The 16,955-nt window shown below is 50.7% G+C and carries 18 protein-coding genes; 12 read left to right on the top strand and 6 right to left on the bottom strand.

What is annotated here, in order from left to right; genetic code table 11:
• Positions 1-249 precede the first annotated feature (249 nt).
• The 3 genes from MCJ35_RS26920 to clpP all read left to right on the top strand — a co-directional run bounded on the left by MCJ35_RS26920 (position 250) and on the right by clpP (position 2,145).
• The gene (locus MCJ35_RS26920) at positions 250-795 is read left to right on the top strand and encodes an NADH peroxidase (RefSeq protein WP_008723821.1); all 546 of its coding nucleotides are present in this window, start codon (positions 250-252) and stop codon (positions 793-795) included.
• Positions 796-1,117: 322 nt separating this feature from the next.
• Complete coding sequence (locus MCJ35_RS26915; RefSeq protein WP_025484354.1) at positions 1,118-1,558, top strand: helix-turn-helix domain-containing protein; 441 nt, start codon at positions 1,118-1,120, stop codon at positions 1,556-1,558.
• Positions 1,555-2,145, top strand: a complete 591-nt coding sequence (clpP, locus tag MCJ35_RS26910) for an ATP-dependent Clp endopeptidase proteolytic subunit ClpP (RefSeq protein ID WP_025484356.1) — start codon at positions 1,555-1,557, stop codon at positions 2,143-2,145. Before MCJ35_RS26915 ends, clpP begins: the two co-directional genes overlap by 4 nt.
• Before the next feature lie 271 nt (positions 2,146-2,416).
• Here clpP and MCJ35_RS26905 read toward each other — a convergent pair whose 3' ends face one another.
• Positions 2,417-4,045 (bottom strand): DEAD/DEAH box helicase, encoded by a 1,629-nt coding sequence (locus MCJ35_RS26905; RefSeq protein ID WP_240299709.1) that lies wholly within the window; start codon positions 4,043-4,045, stop codon positions 2,417-2,419.
• A gap of 270 nt (positions 4,046-4,315) precedes the next feature.
• On the opposite strand from MCJ35_RS26905, the gene MCJ35_RS26900 reads away from it, so the two are divergent.
• A complete protein-coding gene (locus MCJ35_RS26900) occupies positions 4,316-4,861 on the top strand; it encodes an NADH peroxidase (protein ID WP_008723813.1) in 546 nt (181 codons plus the stop codon).
• Positions 4,862-5,056: 195 nt separating this feature from the next.
• Positions 5,057-5,596, top strand: coding sequence for a rubrerythrin (gene rbr / locus MCJ35_RS26895; protein WP_008723809.1), 540 nt, complete (start codon positions 5,057-5,059; stop codon positions 5,594-5,596).
• A 127-nt stretch (positions 5,597-5,723) separates the two neighbouring features.
• Here rbr and rpiB read toward each other — a convergent pair whose 3' ends face one another.
• From rpiB to MCJ35_RS26880, 3 genes are all read right to left on the bottom strand, one after another.
• Positions 5,724-6,164, bottom strand: coding sequence for a ribose 5-phosphate isomerase B (gene rpiB / locus MCJ35_RS26890; RefSeq protein WP_025484358.1), 441 nt, complete (start codon positions 6,162-6,164; stop codon positions 5,724-5,726).
• Between the two features lie 87 nt (positions 6,165-6,251).
• A complete protein-coding gene (gene aroC / locus MCJ35_RS26885) occupies positions 6,252-7,382 on the bottom strand; it encodes a chorismate synthase (protein WP_025484360.1) in 1,131 nt (376 codons plus the stop codon).
• Positions 7,383-7,388: 6 nt separating this feature from the next.
• Positions 7,389-8,447 (bottom strand): lactonase family protein, encoded by a 1,059-nt coding sequence (locus MCJ35_RS26880; RefSeq protein ID WP_025484361.1) that lies wholly within the window; start codon positions 8,445-8,447, stop codon positions 7,389-7,391.
• Between the two features lie 291 nt (positions 8,448-8,738).
• Between MCJ35_RS26880 and MCJ35_RS26875 the strand changes: the two genes are divergently transcribed.
• From MCJ35_RS26875 to MCJ35_RS26855, 5 genes are read left to right on the top strand one after another with little or no spacing between them, the layout of a single operon-like run.
• Positions 8,739-9,272 carry a helix-turn-helix domain-containing protein gene (locus MCJ35_RS26875; protein ID WP_008723794.1) on the top strand — a complete coding sequence of 178 codons (534 nt, stop codon included), beginning with the start codon at positions 8,739-8,741 and terminating at the stop codon, positions 9,270-9,272.
• A 33-nt stretch (positions 9,273-9,305) separates the two neighbouring features.
• Positions 9,306-10,382 carry a spermidine/putrescine ABC transporter ATP-binding protein gene (gene potA / locus MCJ35_RS26870; protein WP_008723792.1) on the top strand — a complete coding sequence of 359 codons (1,077 nt, stop codon included), beginning with the start codon at positions 9,306-9,308 and terminating at the stop codon, positions 10,380-10,382.
• Positions 10,375-11,214, top strand: coding sequence for an ABC transporter permease (locus tag MCJ35_RS26865; RefSeq protein WP_040382052.1), 840 nt, complete (start codon positions 10,375-10,377; stop codon positions 11,212-11,214). Before potA ends, MCJ35_RS26865 begins: the two co-directional genes overlap by 8 nt.
• Positions 11,214-12,011 carry an ABC transporter permease gene (locus MCJ35_RS26860; protein WP_025484362.1) on the top strand — a complete coding sequence of 266 codons (798 nt, stop codon included), beginning with the start codon at positions 11,214-11,216 and terminating at the stop codon, positions 12,009-12,011. Before MCJ35_RS26865 ends, MCJ35_RS26860 begins: the two co-directional genes overlap by 1 nt.
• A 29-nt stretch (positions 12,012-12,040) precedes the next feature.
• On the top strand, positions 12,041-13,153 hold the full coding sequence (locus MCJ35_RS26855; protein ID WP_008723786.1) for an ABC transporter substrate-binding protein: 1,113 nt from the start codon (positions 12,041-12,043) through the stop codon (positions 13,151-13,153).
• 282 nt (positions 13,154-13,435) lie between these two features.
• Here the strand turns inward: MCJ35_RS26855 and MCJ35_RS26850 are convergent, their stop codons facing one another.
• The gene (locus MCJ35_RS26850) at positions 13,436-13,603 is read right to left on the bottom strand and encodes a FeoB-associated Cys-rich membrane protein (RefSeq protein WP_008723785.1); all 168 of its coding nucleotides are present in this window, start codon (positions 13,601-13,603) and stop codon (positions 13,436-13,438) included.
• 217 nt (positions 13,604-13,820) lie between these two features.
• On the opposite strand from MCJ35_RS26850, the gene MCJ35_RS26845 reads away from it, so the two are divergent.
• Both MCJ35_RS26845 and MCJ35_RS26840 read left to right on the top strand, forming a co-directional pair.
• A complete protein-coding gene (locus MCJ35_RS26845; protein WP_008723782.1) occupies positions 13,821-14,207 on the top strand; it encodes a metal-dependent transcriptional regulator in 387 nt (128 codons plus the stop codon).
• Between the two features lie 37 nt (positions 14,208-14,244).
• On the top strand, positions 14,245-14,814 hold the full coding sequence (locus MCJ35_RS26840) for a nitroreductase family protein (RefSeq protein WP_025484364.1): 570 nt from the start codon (positions 14,245-14,247) through the stop codon (positions 14,812-14,814).
• A gap of 213 nt (positions 14,815-15,027) precedes the next feature.
• Here MCJ35_RS26840 and MCJ35_RS26835 read toward each other — a convergent pair whose 3' ends face one another.
• Positions 15,028-16,953: a heavy metal translocating P-type ATPase gene (locus tag MCJ35_RS26835; protein WP_025484366.1), complete on the bottom strand. Its 1,926-nt coding sequence runs from the start codon at positions 16,951-16,953 to the stop codon at positions 15,028-15,030.
• Between the last annotated feature and the right edge of the window lie 2 nt (positions 16,954-16,955).

Here is a 16,955-nt window from a genome sequence, read left to right as displayed (position 1 = left end):
ATAAAGGGACATGGCTTAACATGTTCCATTCTAATATCAGCGCACAGATATGTCAAACAACTCCCTTCGTGTCATAACTTCATATTAGTAATCATAACTCTTTTTATAGCGATTTTTCTTCCCGCTTTTTTATAAAAAATTTTAAAAATGTTCTTGACATTTTCGCCCCCTTGTATTATATTAATATCAGTAACAATTACTATTATTAATTAAATAAAATATAGATAAAGGAAAAGGAGAATATTGATTATGAAGAAATGGGTATGTACAGTATGCGGTTATGTTTATGAAGGCGAGAATGCACCTGAGAAATGTCCACAGTGCGGTGTTCCGGCATCCAAGTTCAAAGAGCAGGAAGCTGACAAGATGGCATGGGCATGTGAGCATGAGGTTGGTGTTGCACAGGGTTCCCCTGAAGATATCATGATGGATTTAAGGGCTAACTTCGAGGGCGAGTGTTCAGAGGTCGGTATGTACCTGGCCATGTCCAGGGTTGCACACAGGGAAGGTTATCCTGAGATCGGCATGTACTGGGCCAAGGCCGCATATGAGGAAGCTGAACACGCAGCTAAGTTTGCTGAACTGTTAGGCGAGGTTGTCACAAACTCCACCAAGAAGAACCTGGAGATGAGGGTTGCTGCCGAGAACGGCGCTACTGCCGGTAAGTTCGACCTGGCTAAGAGAGCCAAGGCCCTGAACCTGGATGCAATCCATGACACGGTCCATGAGATGGCCAAGGACGAGGCCCGTCACGGCAAGGCATTCGCAGGCCTGTTAGAGAGATACTTCGGTTAATTTCAGCATTCAAATTAAATTGTAACAGGAATCATCCGGTGTCCGGGGCATGATATGATGCTCCCGGCACCGGATTTTTTTCCGCTTTTTTCCGTTTTTTACCGTTAAAACGCATCAGGCCTAAGGATATGTCTGAAAATTTCTTTCCGCCAGCTATGCATCCCACCACCCCCCGCAGATAACCTGCAAATCAGACCTGTAAATCAGGGCAATTTCTATTAAGACGCCTTCTGCAATCCATGTTATACTAAAAACATATGCAGAAATAATGGGGATGTCTGAAAATCCATACCCGCCATCTGCGCAGAAAGGAATGTCCCATATGACGAATCAGACCGTTGTTGAAAAGATAGCAGACTACATCGAAAATCATCTGGAAGAAGATATACCCCTTGATAAGATTGCAAAGGAACTCAATTACTCTAAATTCTATATTGCCCGGGTATTTGCAGATAACACAGGATATACGATATACAAATATATACAGGGCCGGAGACTGACGCTGGCGGCCAGGAAGCTGGCAGAAACTGATAAACCCATTGTAGAAATAGCTTACGAGGCACGCTACGGTTCCCAACAGGCATTTACCCTTGCATTCAGCCAGTTTTATCTGTGCACGCCCCAGACATATAGAAAGAATGGCGTATTTGTCCCCAGGCTTCCCAGAATCAGACTTGGCAGTCCGGCTGCTACTGCCGCCTTGCGTTCCATGCATTGCATCTCACGGCGCGGCGGCATATGTGGAGGTAAAATGGCGGCATGAGTACAATACCATATGTTATTGAACAGACCAGCCGCGGGGAGCGGAGCTATGATATCTTCTCAAGACTGCTGTCAGACCGTATCATATTCCTCGGCGAGGAAGTCAGCGATGTCTCAGCCAGTCTGATTACGGCCCAGATGCTGTTCCTTGAGGCCCAGGATTCGGAAAAGGACATCCAGCTCTATATCAACAGCCCCGGCGGCTCGGTCACGGCAGGGTTTGCCATCTATGATACCATGCAGTTCATCCGGTGTGATGTGTCCACCATATGCATCGGACTTGCCGCCAGCTTCGGCGCATTCCTGCTGGCGGGCGGTACAAAAGGAAAACGTCTGGCCCTGCCCAATGCTGAAATCATGATTCACCAGCCGGCCATCCATGGCAGCGGCATACAGGGCCAGGCCAGCGATATCAAAATCGTGTCAGACCATATGCTTAAAAGCAGACAGCGCCTGAACCGCATCCTGGCAGACAATACAGGAAAAAGCATTGAGCAGGTTGCCGCTGATACGGAGCGGGATTATTATATGTCTGCAGGGGAAGCCGTGGAGTATGGCCTGATTGACAAAATAATCGACAAGCGGTAATTGACATCCCCTGTGTTCAACATGATAATCCATAAGACGGCAGAATGGGGCTGCCGGGAAATAGGGAAACGGAAGCACTGGCAAAATCAAAACAAGGGATTTTTGCATCCTAAAATAAATCAATCCTGAAAAAGAGATACCTCTGTAGAGGTTCAAGGCTTAACAAAAGCCTGAATTCTACAGAGGTATCTCTCCCTTAAATGTCAAGGGCTAAAAATCGGTATTAACCCACAGCCCCTTTGTTGTATGTGGTGAACGGATTGGATTGAATTTATTTGGAATGCAGCGTCCGGATTGCCATTTGGCTGCTTCTCCTTGGAAGCGGGGCGGGAGCATGGGAGCGCTTGCCGGAAGGCCTTGTCTTCTGTGGGGATGACTGGCTCTGGGTGAGGGCCGGTTTTCCAGCGCTTGTCTGTTTTCTGGAGGCGGTGGCGCGTCTGGAATCCGTGGCCGTTCTGGAGTCCGTGGCCGTTCTGGAGTCCGTGGCCGTTCTGGAGGCCTTGGCCCGTCTGGAATCCGCGGCCGTTCTGGAGTCCGTGGCCTGTCTGGAATCCGCGGCCCATCTGGAGTCCTTGGCCCGTTTAGAATCCGTGTCCCGCCTGGAGTCCTTGGCCCGTCTGGAATCCTTGGCCCGTCTGGAGTCCGTGGCCCGTTTAGAATCCGTGTCCCGCCTGGAATCCGTGGCCCGCCTGGAACCCGCGCCCTTCCCCGCCCCCTTCGCCTGCCTGGGATTTCTCTCCTCCTTAGGCGCAATCTCAAAGACTTCCATGGGATAGGGGTGATCCCCGATTACCTGAATGGTCTTGCCGGTCAGCTTCTCAATATCCTTCACATATGCCTTTTCCTCAATGTCACTGAAGGAAATCGCCCGTCCTCCCAGCCCGGCGCGCCCTGTACGGCCGATTCTGTGGACATAGGTCTCAGGGACATTGGGCAGGTCGAAATTGATGACGCAGGACAGTTCCTCGATATCAATGCCCCTGGCGGCGATATCCGTGGCAACAAGGACACGGAGACGGCCCGATTTAAAATTGCTGAGGGCGGTCTGCCTGGCGCCCTGGGATTTGTCCCCGTGGATGGCGGCGGCAGTTATGCCGGATTTATTCAGATATTTGGCCCCCCGGTCCGCGCCGTGCTTGGTGCGGGTGAATACCAGGGTGGAGGACACATCCTCGTGTTTCAGCAGATGCACAAGCAGGGGCCATTTGTTGGCCTTATCCACATAGTAAAGGGAGGTTTCAATCAGATCCACTGTGGAGGAGACCGGGGTTACCTCCACCTTGACCGGGTTGTGCAGCAGCTTCGCGGCCAGGGCCTGAATCTCGTCCGGCATGGTGGCGGAGAACAGCAGGGTCTGGCGCTTCTTAGGCAACAGGGTGATTACACGCTTTACATCGTGGATGAACCCCATGTCCAGCATGCGGTCGGCCTCGTCCAGCACAAAGATTTCCACAAAGGACAGATCTATCTCATGCTGGCCGATTAAGTCCAGCAGCCTTCCGGGGGTGGCCACCAGGATATCAATGCCGCGGCGCAGGGACTGGATCTGGGGTTTGGCGGAAACACCTCCGAAGATGACTGCGCTGTTGATGGGGGTGCCGGCTCCATACTCCTCTATATTTTCATGGATCTGCAGCGCCAGCTCCCTTGTTGGCGTCAGAATCAGGGCGCGGACGGGCTTCTTCTTCTGCCTGTTTTTGGGACGCTCCATCAGGTTTTGTATGATTGGCAGGGCAAATGCCGCTGTCTTCCCGGTTCCTGTCTGGGCGCAGCCCAGAAGATCCTGGCCATTCAGTACATATGGGATTGCCTGCTCCTGGATAGGGGATGGTTTGATATATCCTTTTTGATCCAGGGCTTTTAAGAGTAGCGGAGATAACTGTAATTCATCAAAATTCATCTTGTATTTTCTTCTTTCTTTTTATTGTACGCGGTGAATCGGCCCAAAGGCATGCGGTTCATCGTTGTCGTTATCCTGTGCGGAACATGTGAATTTTAATCTTATCACAGTTTCCCGGTTAATGAAATAGAAATTTAAATTCTCTTTAGCGTAAAAAAATCCTAAAATACTATTGACATTTCCCCTCTAATGTATTATATTAATATCAGTAACAATTACTATTATTAATTAAAGCACATAAATCAAAAAGGAAAAAGGAGAATATAAATTATGAAGAAATGGGTATGTACAGTATGCGGTTATGTTTACGAAGGCGAGAATGCACCTGAGAAGTGTCCACAGTGCGGTGTCCCGGCATCCAAGTTCAAAGAGCAGGAATCCGATAAGATGGCATGGGCATGTGAGCACGAGGTTGGCGTTGCCCAGGGTTCTCCTGAAGATATCATGATGGATTTAAGGGCTAACTTCGAGGGCGAGTGCTCTGAGGTCGGCATGTACCTGGCCATGTCCAGGGTTGCCCACAGGGAAGGTTATCCTGAGATTGGCATGTACTGGGCCAAGGCCGCATATGAGGAAGCTGAGCATGCAGCTAAGTTCGCAGAGCTGTTAGGCGAGGTTGTCACAAGCTCCACCAAGAAGAACCTGGAGATGAGGGTTGCTGCCGAGAACGGCGCTACCGCTGGTAAGTTCGACCTGGCTAAGAGGGCCAAGGCCCTGAACCTGGATGCAATCCATGACACGGTCCATGAGATGGCCAAGGATGAGGCCCGTCACGGCAAGGCATTTGCAGGTCTGTTAGAAAGATATTTCGGCTAATCATTTAGCATAATCAATAGAACCCTCCTTTAAACACGCAGGCAGTCTCCCCAAGGCTGCCTGCCCCCTTCCGAAGGGTTACAAACAAAGTATTGTTAAAATATGGATTGAAATATTTGAAATTAAACGTTACAATAAGAATTAGAAATAAGAAACGGCAATATACTATTCTAATGAGAAAGGTGAGGTACATTTATGGCATCAAAATATGCAGGAACTAAAACCGAACAGAACTTAAAGGACGCATTTTCAGGAGAATCACAGGCACGCAACAAGTATACATATTATGCATCTGCAGCCAAGAAGGCAGGCTACGAGCAGATGTCAGCTTTATATCTGGAAACCGCTGACCAGGAGAAAGAGCATGCTAAGATGTGGTTCAAGGAACTTCACGGAATCGGAACCCCGGAAGAGAACCTGGCTGATGCTGCTGCCGGTGAGAATTATGAGTGGACCGACATGTATGCACGTATGGCACGGGAGGCACGGGAGGAAGGCTTTGAAGAGCTTGCTGTTAAGTTTGAACTGGTTGCAAAGGTTGAGGCTGCCCATGAGAGAAGATACAATCTGCTGTTAGAGAGCCTTAAGAATGACAAGACCTTCAAGGGCGATGCTCCTTTAGGCTGGAAGTGCAGGAACTGCGGTTACATCCATGAAGGCGACGAGGCTCCTGAGGTATGTCCGTGCTGTGCCCATCCAAAGGCTTATTTTGAGAGGAAAGTTGAGAATTATTAATTCATATCCATTCAGCTAAAAGTGCTGCCGGACCAGATTAAAAATCAGGTGCGGCAGCACTTTATTTAATTCGGTACATAATAGAGGCATTTTCCTGCCCCCACTTCACACTTCCCCAAAACAAATCCTATGAATTCTCAATATCCATAATCATATTCACCCTGCGCTCATGTCTTCCGCCCTCAAATTCAGCGTCCAGCCATGCCTCGGTAATCATCTTGGCAAGTTCGCTTCCCACCACCCTGGCGCCAAAGGCCAGCACATTGGAATTGTTGTGCATCCTGGAAAGCTTGGCCGTATACGGTTCACTGCACACACATGCGCGGATTCCTTTTACCTTGTTGGCTGCCAGCGAGATCCCCACACCGGTTCCGCAGATAGCGATTCCCAGGTCAGCTTCCCCACTTGCAACCGCGCGTCCTACCTTCTCGCCGTATACAGGATAGTCACAGCTCTCGGTGGAGTTGGTTCCCAGGTCAATGACCTCATATCCCTTACCCTCCACGAATTCCTTGATGATTTCCTTCATTTCAATTGCTGTATGGTCGTTGCCAATTGCGATTTTCATAATTCTCTCCTATCTTTAATCCAATATCATTTTATATATCTTATACACCCAGGGCGTGTTCATAAATCCATTCCCTTTGCAGGCCGTCTATCTTCCAAAGAACTCCTGGATCCGGTCCAGCCTGGATGTCATGGACTGCAGCAGCAGGTCCGCCGCCGTCAGTGCAGCCATGGCCTCCACCACCACCACTGCCCTCGGCACGATGATGGGATCATGGCGTCCCTTAATCTCTATGTCCGTCTCCTGGCCATTCCTGGTGACTGTGTGCTGGCCCTGTGCAATGGACGGGGTGGGTTTAAATGCCGCCCGCATCACTATATCGCTTCCATCGCTGATTCCGCCCAGGGTCCCGCCTGAATGGTTGCTGGATTTGACTATCCTGTCCGTAAAAAGCAGGCCCTTGTCTTCCGTTTCCCCGCTCATCCTGAATCCGTCATTGTTGACAGAGCCAAGGGACCTGGACGCCTCAAAGCCATCCCCAATCTCAAAGCCCTTCACCGCGCCGATGGACAGCATGGCTTTTGCCAGACAGGCATCCAGCTTATCGAACACAGGCTCCCCGACGCCCACAGGCATGCCGTGGATCACACACTCCACCACGCCGCCGCAGGAATCCTTCCTTGCCATCATTTCCTCCAGATAAGCCTCCGCCTTACGGGCCGCCTCCGCATCCGGCATGTAGAGACGGTTATTCCACATTTCCTCCATCCGGAAGGAACCGTAATCAATCTCAATACTGCCGACAGATTTTGTATACGCCCTCACCGTGATTCCCAGAGTCCTGAGGAATTTACAGGCAATGGCGCCCGCGGCCACCCGCGCCGTGGTCTCGCGGCCCGATGAACGGCCGCCTCCCCGGTAATCCCGGAACCCATACTTCCCATCAAAAGTATAATCCGCATGGCCCGGACGGTATACATCCATGATATTCCCATAGTCATGGGAACGCTGGTCCGTGTTGCGCACCTCCAGGGCGATGGGCGTACCGGTGGTCCTGCCCTCAAATACCCCTGAAAGGATTTCCACCACGTCCCCTTCCTGCCGGGCCGTGGTGAATTTGCTCTGTCCTGGTTTTCTTCTGTTTAAATATGCCTGGATATCCGCCTCATCAAGGGGAAGGCCGGCCGGACATCCGTCCACGACCACGCCGATTCCCTTGCCATGGGATTCCCCCCAGGCCGATGCCCTTAATATTGTCCCAAATGTCGAACCCGCCATATGCGCCTACCTTCCAATCCTGGCAATGGCACAGCAGTTGGGCTGGTTCACATGAAGGCTGCGCCCGCACATCACAAGAAGCCCTTTCTCATAATCCACCTTGAAGAAGCTGATGCTTCCGCTGTCATGGTTGATGGAGGCAATATGCCTGTTGTCCGGGAAAATGGCCACATCCTTGGGATACTCACCGCTTACAGGCAGGCAGGAAATCATGGTGAGAAGCCCTGACTCTCCGTCCCTGCTGTAGATGCTTACCGTGTTCTCGCCCGCGTTGGTGCAATAGACATACTTCTCATCCGGCGACAGCCTCATGGCACATGCGGCCGTCAGGTTGCCCGGGTTCCTGGTTGCGGTGGTGGAGATGGTCTGGATTTTTTCAATGACCGGCGCCCGGTCCCCGGTTTCATAGGAATATACATTAATCACATTCTGAAGTTCGTGCATCAGATAGATGAAACGGCCGTCCGAGCTGTAGCGGAAATGTCTTGGCGCAGACTCCAGGTCGCAGTGGATTGCATCCACCTGGACCAGGTTCTTATCCTTCTCATTGAACCGGTATACCTTTACCTGGTCCGTTCCATTGTCAACGGAAAGCACATATCTGCCGTCAGGCATCCTTCTGGTACAGGTTATATGGGAACGGAAATTACGCTCTGCCACACTGCCATAGCCCTTGTGGTATACCTCGTCCACGATCTCGCCCACGGAGCCGTCCGGATTCAGGCTCAGGACAGTGGTCTTGCCGTCATGGTAGCCGGACACGAACACGTACTTGTCCTCCATGTCCGTACACAGATGACAGCCCCTCATGCCGCGTATGGGTGAACTGTTTAACCTGGCCAGGCTTCCGTTCTGCAGGATGCGGAAAGATACCACGCCCTCATCCGCAATGGAATACAGGGTTTTGCCGTCGCTGGAAGCAATCACATAGGAGGAGTTGTCCACTTCCATCTCGCAACGCTCCTTAAATACACCATTTTCCACATCTACATCATATACCGTGATTCCCTTTGCTTTTCCGGTATAGGAATAGGATCCAACATATGCCATATATTTGCCGTTCATACCTGTCTGTACCTCCCTGTTTCGCGTCCATTTTCAAACTAAAATTATCATAACATAATTTTGTGAATTTGTTAACCAGATATTTGTGAATTTGTTGCCCATAACTTTGCGAAAAGGTATTGACATACCATTAATTTAATGTATAATGAAATTCGCGCTTGTTTATTATTACTAAACTTTTTGCTTATTTTTATAGTCAGTTAGTATTTGTAAACTTTTTGTTCATATATTTAAAGGATGCCCACAGGCGGCAATTTACGGGCATACTTCTTTAAGACAGGGAGGTTTTCCATGGATATCGGAAATAAATTAAAGGAATTGAGGGTGCTCAAGGGCCTGACCCAGGAGGAACTGGCGGACCGGGCAGAGCTTTCCAAGGGCTTCATCTCGCAGCTGGAACGTGACCTGACCTCCCCATCCATCGCCACCCTGATGGATATCCTGCAGTGCCTGGGCACCACCATCGGCGATTTCTTCACTGAAACCCCGGATGAACAGATTGTGTTCGGAAAACAGGATTATTTTGAGAAAATCGACACAGACTTGAATAATGAAATCAAATGGATCATACCCAATGCACAGAAAAACATGATGGAACCCATCCTGCTGACGCTGAAGCCAGGCGGCTCCACCTACCCGGACAATCCCCATGAAGGCGAGGAGTTCGGTTATGTGCTCCAGGGAAGTATTTCCATCCACATCGGCACCAAGACATATAAGGCCAAAAAAGGTGAATCTTTTTATTTCACCTCGGATAAAAAGCACTATCTTACAAGCAAGAACGGCGCGCTGCTGCTGTGGGTAAGCTCACCGCCAAGTTTCTGATTACTATTACGATAAAAGGAGAACGAATTCATCATGAGCCAGCCATTGATTGATTTACAGCATATATCCAAAAGTTTTGACGGTGAGTTGGTACTGGACGACTTAAATCTTTCCATCCGGGAGAACAGCTTCGTCACCCTGCTTGGCCCCAGCGGCTGCGGCAAGACCACTACCCTGCGTATCCTCGGCGGCTTTACTACACAGGACACGGGAAAAGTCATGTTTGAAGGACAGGACATCACAAAAATCCCCCCCAACAAACGCCAGCTTAACACTGTATTCCAGAAATATGCATTGTTTCCCCATATGAATATCGCGGAAAACATTGCCTTCGGCCTGAAGATCAAGAACAAGTCCAAGGCCTATATTGACGACAAGATTAAATACGCCCTGAAGCTGGTGAATCTGTCCGGCTACGAAAAGCGTACCGTGGACTCCCTGTCCGGCGGCCAGCAGCAGCGGATTGCCATTGCAAGGGCCATCGTGAACGAGCCAAGGGTGCTTTTGCTCGATGAACCCCTGGGCGCCCTGGACCTAAAGCTGCGCCAGGATATGCAGTACGAGTTAATCCGTCTTAAGAACGAACTGGGCATCACATTTGTTTACGTGACCCATGACCAGGAGGAGGCCCTGACCATGTCGGATACCATCGTGGTCATGAACCAGGGTTATATCCAGCAGATGGGTTCCCCTGAACAGATTTATAATGAGCCGGAAAATGCCTTTGTAGCCGACTTCATCGGCGAAAGCAACATCGTGCACGGCACCATGGTCAGGGATGAGCTGGTAGAAATTTTTGGCGCCAGGTTCGTATGCGTTGACAAGGGCTTTGGCAATAATAAACCTGTGGACGTTGTCATCCGACCCGAGGACATTGACCTTGTAAAGCCCGAGGACGGCACGCTTCAGGGCGTGGTGACCCACTTAATCTTCAAGGGTGTCCACTATGAGATGGAAGTGACCACGCCGGACGGCTTTGAGTGGCTGGTCCATTCCACCGACATGTTCCCGGTAGGCCAGCAGGTTGGCATCCATGTGGAGCCATTTGAGATCCAGATCATGAATAAGCCTGCTTCTGAAGATGAGGAGGCGCTGGGAGTCAATGAATAGTGAGAAAAAAGGCGCCGCCATCGGCAAGGCGCTGTTATCCGGACCATACCTGCTCTGGATGGCGGGTTTCACCCTGATCCCGCTGGCCATGATTGTATGGTACGGCCTTACGGACAAGGGCGGTTCCCTGACCATATCCAATGTCATTGCCATTGCATCGGCAGACCACGCCAAGGCGCTGTGGCTGTCCCTGGGCCTGTCCTTAATCAGCACGGTGCTCTGTCTATTACTGGCCTATCCCCTGGCCATGATACTCCGGGGACGCGGGGCTGCGGCGGGAGGTTTCATTGTGTTCATATTCATCCTTCCCATGTGGATGAATTTCCTCCTCAGGACCCTGGCCTGGCAGACATTATTAGAGAAAAACGGGGTCATCAACGGGATACTTGGCTGGCTGCATCTGCCCTCCCAGTCCCTTATCAATACCCCTGCCGCCATTGTGCTGGGCATGGTTTATAACTTCCTGCCCTTTATGGTACTGCCCATCTACAATGTGCTGTCCAAGATAGACGACAACATCATAAACGCTGCCATGGACCTGGGGGCCAACAGCTTCCAGCGCTTCCTCCGGATATGGTTCCCCTTAAGCATTCCCGGGATCATAAGCGGCATTACCATGGTCTTTGTCCCTTCCTTAACCACCTTCGTCATCTCCGACCTGCTGGGAGGAAGCAAGATACTGCTGATAGGCAATGTCATTGAGCAGGAGTTCACAAGGGGCAGCAACTGGCACCTGGGCAGCGGCCTTTCACTGGTCCTCATGGTCTTCATCCTTATCAGCATGGCCATGATTGCCAAATACGATAAAAACGGAGAGGGGACTGCATTCTGATGACAAAAGGTTCAAAAGCATTGCGCAAAATCGTATCTGATTTTTATATGGTGCTGATACTTATCTTCCTGTACGCCCCCATCCTGACCATGATGGTGCTTTCCTTTAACAAGTCCAAGTCAAGGACACAGTGGGGCGGGTTTACCTTACAGTGGTACACCCAGATGTTCGACAGCCGCTCCATCATGAGCGCGCTGACAACCACCCTGGTCATTGCCTTTGTATCCGCGCTCATTGCCACCGTCATCGGTACGGCTGCCGCCATTTCCATTAACTCCATGAGGGCGGTACCCAAAACCGTTGTGATGGGCATTACCAATATACCCATGCTGAACGCTGATATCGTAACGGGCATTTCCCTGATGCTGGCATTCATCGCCTTTGGCATTTCCCTGGGATTTAAGACCGTACTGATATCCCACATTACATTCAACATACCATATGTCATATTAAGCGTCATGCCAAAGCTTAAGCAGACCGACAAATACACGTATGAAGCGGCCCTGGACCTGGGCGCTTCACCCATATACGCTTTCTTCAAGGTGGTGTTCCCGGATATCATGCCGGGCGTGCTCTCCGGTTTCCTGCTTGCATTTACCATGTCCTTAGATGACTTCATCATCACCCACTTCACCAAGGGCGCGGGCATCAACACCCTGTCCACCCTGATATACAGCGAGGTGCGGCGCGGCATCCGGCCGTCCATGTATGCACTGTCCTCCATCATTTTCCTGACAGTGCTGATTCTTCTGATTTTTGTCAACTTCCGGTCCATCAAGAAGCCGGAACAAGCATAACTTCATTCAGATTTAAAAGGAGAACAATTATGAAAAAGAAAATGACAATGACCCTTGCCGCTGTATCCCTGGCAGCCCTCAGCGCCGCCCTGATCACGGGCTGCGGCAAATCCGGCTCCTCTGAGTCAGGCGGCAAAGAAGACAACAAGCTTAATGTTTACAACTGGGGCGAATACATTGACGAGGACGTCATCTCCCAGTTCGAGGACGAGACAGGCATCAAGGTTGTCTATGATGTGTTTGAGACCAACGAGGAAATGTACCCTGTCATCGAGGCAGGCGCGGTCAAATACGATGTGGTATGTCCCTCCGACTACATGATCCAGCGCATGGCCCAGAACAACCTGCTGGCTGAGATTAATTTTGACAATGTACCCAATTACAAAGAAATCGGCCAGGAATACCTGGACATCTCCAAGGGCTTTGACCCTGAGAACAAGTACTCCGTGCCTTACTGCTGGGGCACCATGGGAATCCTCTACAACACCAAACGCCTGGAGGAATTAGGCGTACCCGCCCCCACCAAATGGTCCGATCTGTGGGATGAGCGCCTGAGCGGCGAGATCCTCATGCAGAACAGCGTAAGGGATGCATTCACCGTTGCCCTTAAGATGGAGGGATATTCCTTAAACTCCACCAATCCGGATGAACTGGCCAAGGCCCGTGACCTTCTGATTGAGCAGAAACCCCTGGTCCAGGCCTATGTCATTGACCAGGTAAGGGATAAGATGATTGGCGGCGAGGCCGCTGTGGGCGTTATCTATTCCGGGGAAATGCTCTATATCCAGGAAGCAGTTGCCGACCAGGGTCTGGATTATGACCTGGAATATGTGATTCCCGAGGAAGGCACCAACTACTGGATTGACTCCTGGGTCATCCCCGCCAACGCCGAGCACAAGGAAAATGCTGAAAAGTGGATTGACTTCCTGTGCCGCCCCGACATTGCCAAGAAAAACTTCGAGTACATCACCTACGCAACCCCCAACAAGGGCGCTTATGACCTTCTGGATGATGAACTGAAGAACAACAAGGCCCTGTTCCCTGATATAAACAGTCTGCCTAATTGTGAGATCATCAAGTATCTTGGGGATGATGTGGATATGATTTATAATGATATGTGGAAGGAAATTAAGTCTGAATAAATGATGTCTGATGGACGGTCGGACCGTAAGGACTCCGTCCGTGAAACAGACCACGGCAGATAAAAGCTGCAGGTTCAGGATGGTAAGTTCCTGGACCTGTAACTTTTAAGGCCCTGGTAAATAAAGAAATATGTAGTAAGAACGGGATTGGATCGGTCAAGCATACGTATGCCTGACCGATCCAATCCCGTCATCTGTTCATACCCTATCTGCATTGGGGCCTATTCGGCTTATTTCCCATCTGCTTCTGTCCATTCCCTATCTGCATCTTATCCAAACTGCCTATTTACGCTCCATATGCATATCCTGGTGCCCGCCACAGCATCCACCGCTGCAGCCGGAACAGCCGGAGCAGCCCTTGCCGGCCTTCTTATCCTTTATCATCTTGCGCACCACCGCGCCTACAGCCACGGCCAATATAAGTAATATTACAAAGGTTGGGAGATTCATATCCATCCTCCTTTCTGTCTGATCTGTCATCCATCCCAGCCGCCCGGAAAAACATCCGTGCAACCGTTAAAACGCCCGTGGTTAGTTATTTCTAACTTCATACTCAGATTAACACTTTCTAACTCTCTTGTCAATCGTTTTTTTATATGTTACACTTAAGGATGACCAGCCGGTACCGCCTTGCGGTATCAGACAAAACTACGGGGGTGTTTACGCATTGAAGATACAGGAGTCAGCAGAAAATTATCTAGAAACCATATTAATGCTTGGCAGGGAAAAGCCCTGTGTACGTTCCATCGATATTGCCAATGAATTGAATTTCTCCAAGCCAAGCGTCAGTGTGGCCATGAAAAACCTGCGTGAAAACGGATATATCCTGGTTGATGAGCATGGGTATATTACCCTTACTGCCGCGGGCCAGTCCATTGCAGATACCATGTACGAACGGCATACCATGCTTTCCAGCTGGCTTATCTATCTGGGTGTGGATGCCAGGACAGCGGCCGAGGACGCATGCCGTATGGAACATGTACTGAGCGCAGACACGTTCGAGGCCATCAAACGCCATATTACCCAGGGGCACGAACTGCCGGAGAATATGTAGCGGATAACACAGCATGCCATGCAAGGAGGACAATGCCATGATAAAAGATCTTGTTGCCAGCTGTCGTTCCTACCGGAGGTTTTATGAGGAGGAGCGCATACCTTATGAGGAACTTAAGGATATGGTGGATACTGCCAGGATTACGGGCAGCGCCGCCAATTCCCAGGCATTAAAGTATAAGATTATATGTGACAGGGAAGAATGCGCCCGGATTTTCCCAACCATCGGATGGGCCGCTGCCTTAAAGGACTGGGACGGCCCGGCGCCGGACGAACGGCCCAGCGCATACATCATCATGGTCTGCGACCTGTCCATCGGTAAGAACAGACAGTGGGATGAAGGCATCACGGCCCAGACCATCATGCTCAGCGCCGTGGAAAAGGGATACGGAGGCTGTATCATCGGAAACTGCCGCCGCGCCGAACTTGTAAAGCTTCTGGACCTGAACCCGGAACAGTATTCCGTCAGCCTGGTCCTGGCCCTTGGAAAGCCAAAGGAGGAGGTTGTGCTGGTCCCGCTGAATGAGGATGGAAGCACGACCTATTACAGGGACGAAAATCAGATCCACTATGTACCAAAACGGAGCCTGGATGATATCCTGATTTAGTAGTCGTACAGCCTTGTGTACCCATCCTCAGATAGAAGTATTATACACCCATCCTATCCAACCAACAATAAATTTAACTCCCGCAGGCAGACCCTGTCCCCTAAAAAGCGGTTAATCCCCCATCCCATCTTCCATCTTAACCATCTCACAAAAAAAGTGCGTGCAATGCAAAGCCCTGATTCCCGCTTCACAATACACGCACTTCCCTACACATTATTTTAATGACAAAGCCCTCATTGCATTCAGGATTGCTATCACAGACACGCCCACATCCGCAAACACGGCTTCCCACATATTTGCCATTCCAAAGGCTCCCATCAAAAGTACGATGGCCTTGACTCCCAGTGCAAATATAATGTTCTGTTTGACGATTGACATGGTCTTGCGGGATATGCGCACCACATCCGATATCTTGGACGGGTCATCGTCCATAAGGACGATGTCCGCTGCTTCAATAGCCGCATCGGAACCCATGCTTCCCATGGCGATTCCTATATCGGCCCTGGAGAGCACCGGCGCATCATTGATGCCGTCCCCCACGAATGCCAGCTTATCTTTGCCGTGAAGGCCTGCCAGAAGCTCTTCCACCTTGGCTACCTTCCCATCGGGCAGAAGTTCTGCATGGACCTCATCCAGCCCCAGGCGGGAGGCAACAGCCTCGCCCACTTCCTTCTTGTCACCGGTAAGCATGACGGTCCTTCTGACGCCTACCTTCTTAAGGTCATGGATGGCTTTATATGCCTCTTCCTTGATTGTATCTGAAATCACGATGGAACCTTTAAACACACCGTCCTCCGCTACATAAACCACGGTGCCGATGCTGGGGCACTCCCTGTAGCCCACCTGCATTTCATTCATCAGCTTGCTGTTGCCTGCAAGGACCACATGACCGTCTATGACTGCTTTTACCCCATGACCGGAAATCTCCTCCGTGTCAGATACACGGTTCATGTCAATGGCACTGCCCCAGGCATCCTTGATTGAGCGGGATATGGGGTGGTCGGAATAGCTTTCCGCCAGGGCAGCCAGTTCCAGAAGGCCAGGCTTTTCCCCGGACAGGTCTGCGTCCGCTGTATTTACACCAATTGCATTCCCAGCAGGAACACTCCCATCCGCCAAATGAATCTCCGTCACCTTAAACTCACCCTTAGTCAGCGTTCCTGTCTTATCAAATACAATGGTATCCATCTGGGACAATGCTTCCAGATAATTGCTTCCCTTAACCAGCACGCCTCTTCTGGACGCTGCGCCGATTCCTGAGAAAAAGCTCATGGGCACTGATATGACAAGGGCACAGGGGCAGGAGATTACAAGAAAGGTACATGCCCTTCTTACGCCCTCGGACCATGACTGCCCCAAAAGCAGGGGCGGGAGGACCGCCAGTACCACGGCGGCAATCACAACTATGGGCGTATAATACCTGGCAAAACGCGTGATGAAGTTCTCCACCTGCGCTTTCTTGCTGCTGGCATTCTCCACCAGCTCCAGGATCTTGGCAACCGTGGAATCATCAAATTCCTTTGTAACCTGCACCCTGAGCAGCCCGCTTCCATTGACACAGCCGCTGATGACATCATCACCCACTCCGGCCTTCCTTGGAACCGATTCACCGGTAAGGGCCGAGGTGTCCACCATGGAATCACCGAATACCACCTTGCCGTCCAGGGGAATCCTCTCCCCGGCTTTAACCACGATGATATCGCCCACCTGTACGTCATCCGGGTCCACCTGCTTAAGCTGTCCGTCCTCCTCAATGTTGGCGTATTCAGGACAGATATCCATAAGCTCCGTGATGGACTGCCTGGAACGGTTTACTGCATAACTCTGGAACAGTTCGCCTACCTGGTAAAACAGCATGACTGCAACTGCCTCTGAATACTCTCCTATCCCAAATGCGCCAAAGGTGGCTACTGACATAAGAAAGTTCTCGTCGAAAACCTGGCCGTTCTTAATGTTTCGGAATGCTTTGTATACAATATCCCATCCAATGAGCACATAGGGAACCAGGTAGACCGCCAGCTTCCCCCAGGTACCCAGTCCCTCCGGCAGCGCCTCCATATGGTCCGCCACCGCCAAAGGGATATATACGATGAACGTGGCTATGATCCGCAATAGCATTGCCTTCTGTTTCTTTGTCATAA

It is taken from the genome of Enterocloster sp. OA13 (assembly GCF_022440595.1).
GTDB lineage: Bacteria > Bacillota > Clostridia > Lachnospirales > Lachnospiraceae > Enterocloster > Enterocloster hominis.
The sequence above is the reverse complement of the archived record's forward strand: the minus strand, read 5'-3'. Positions and strand labels throughout refer to the sequence as shown.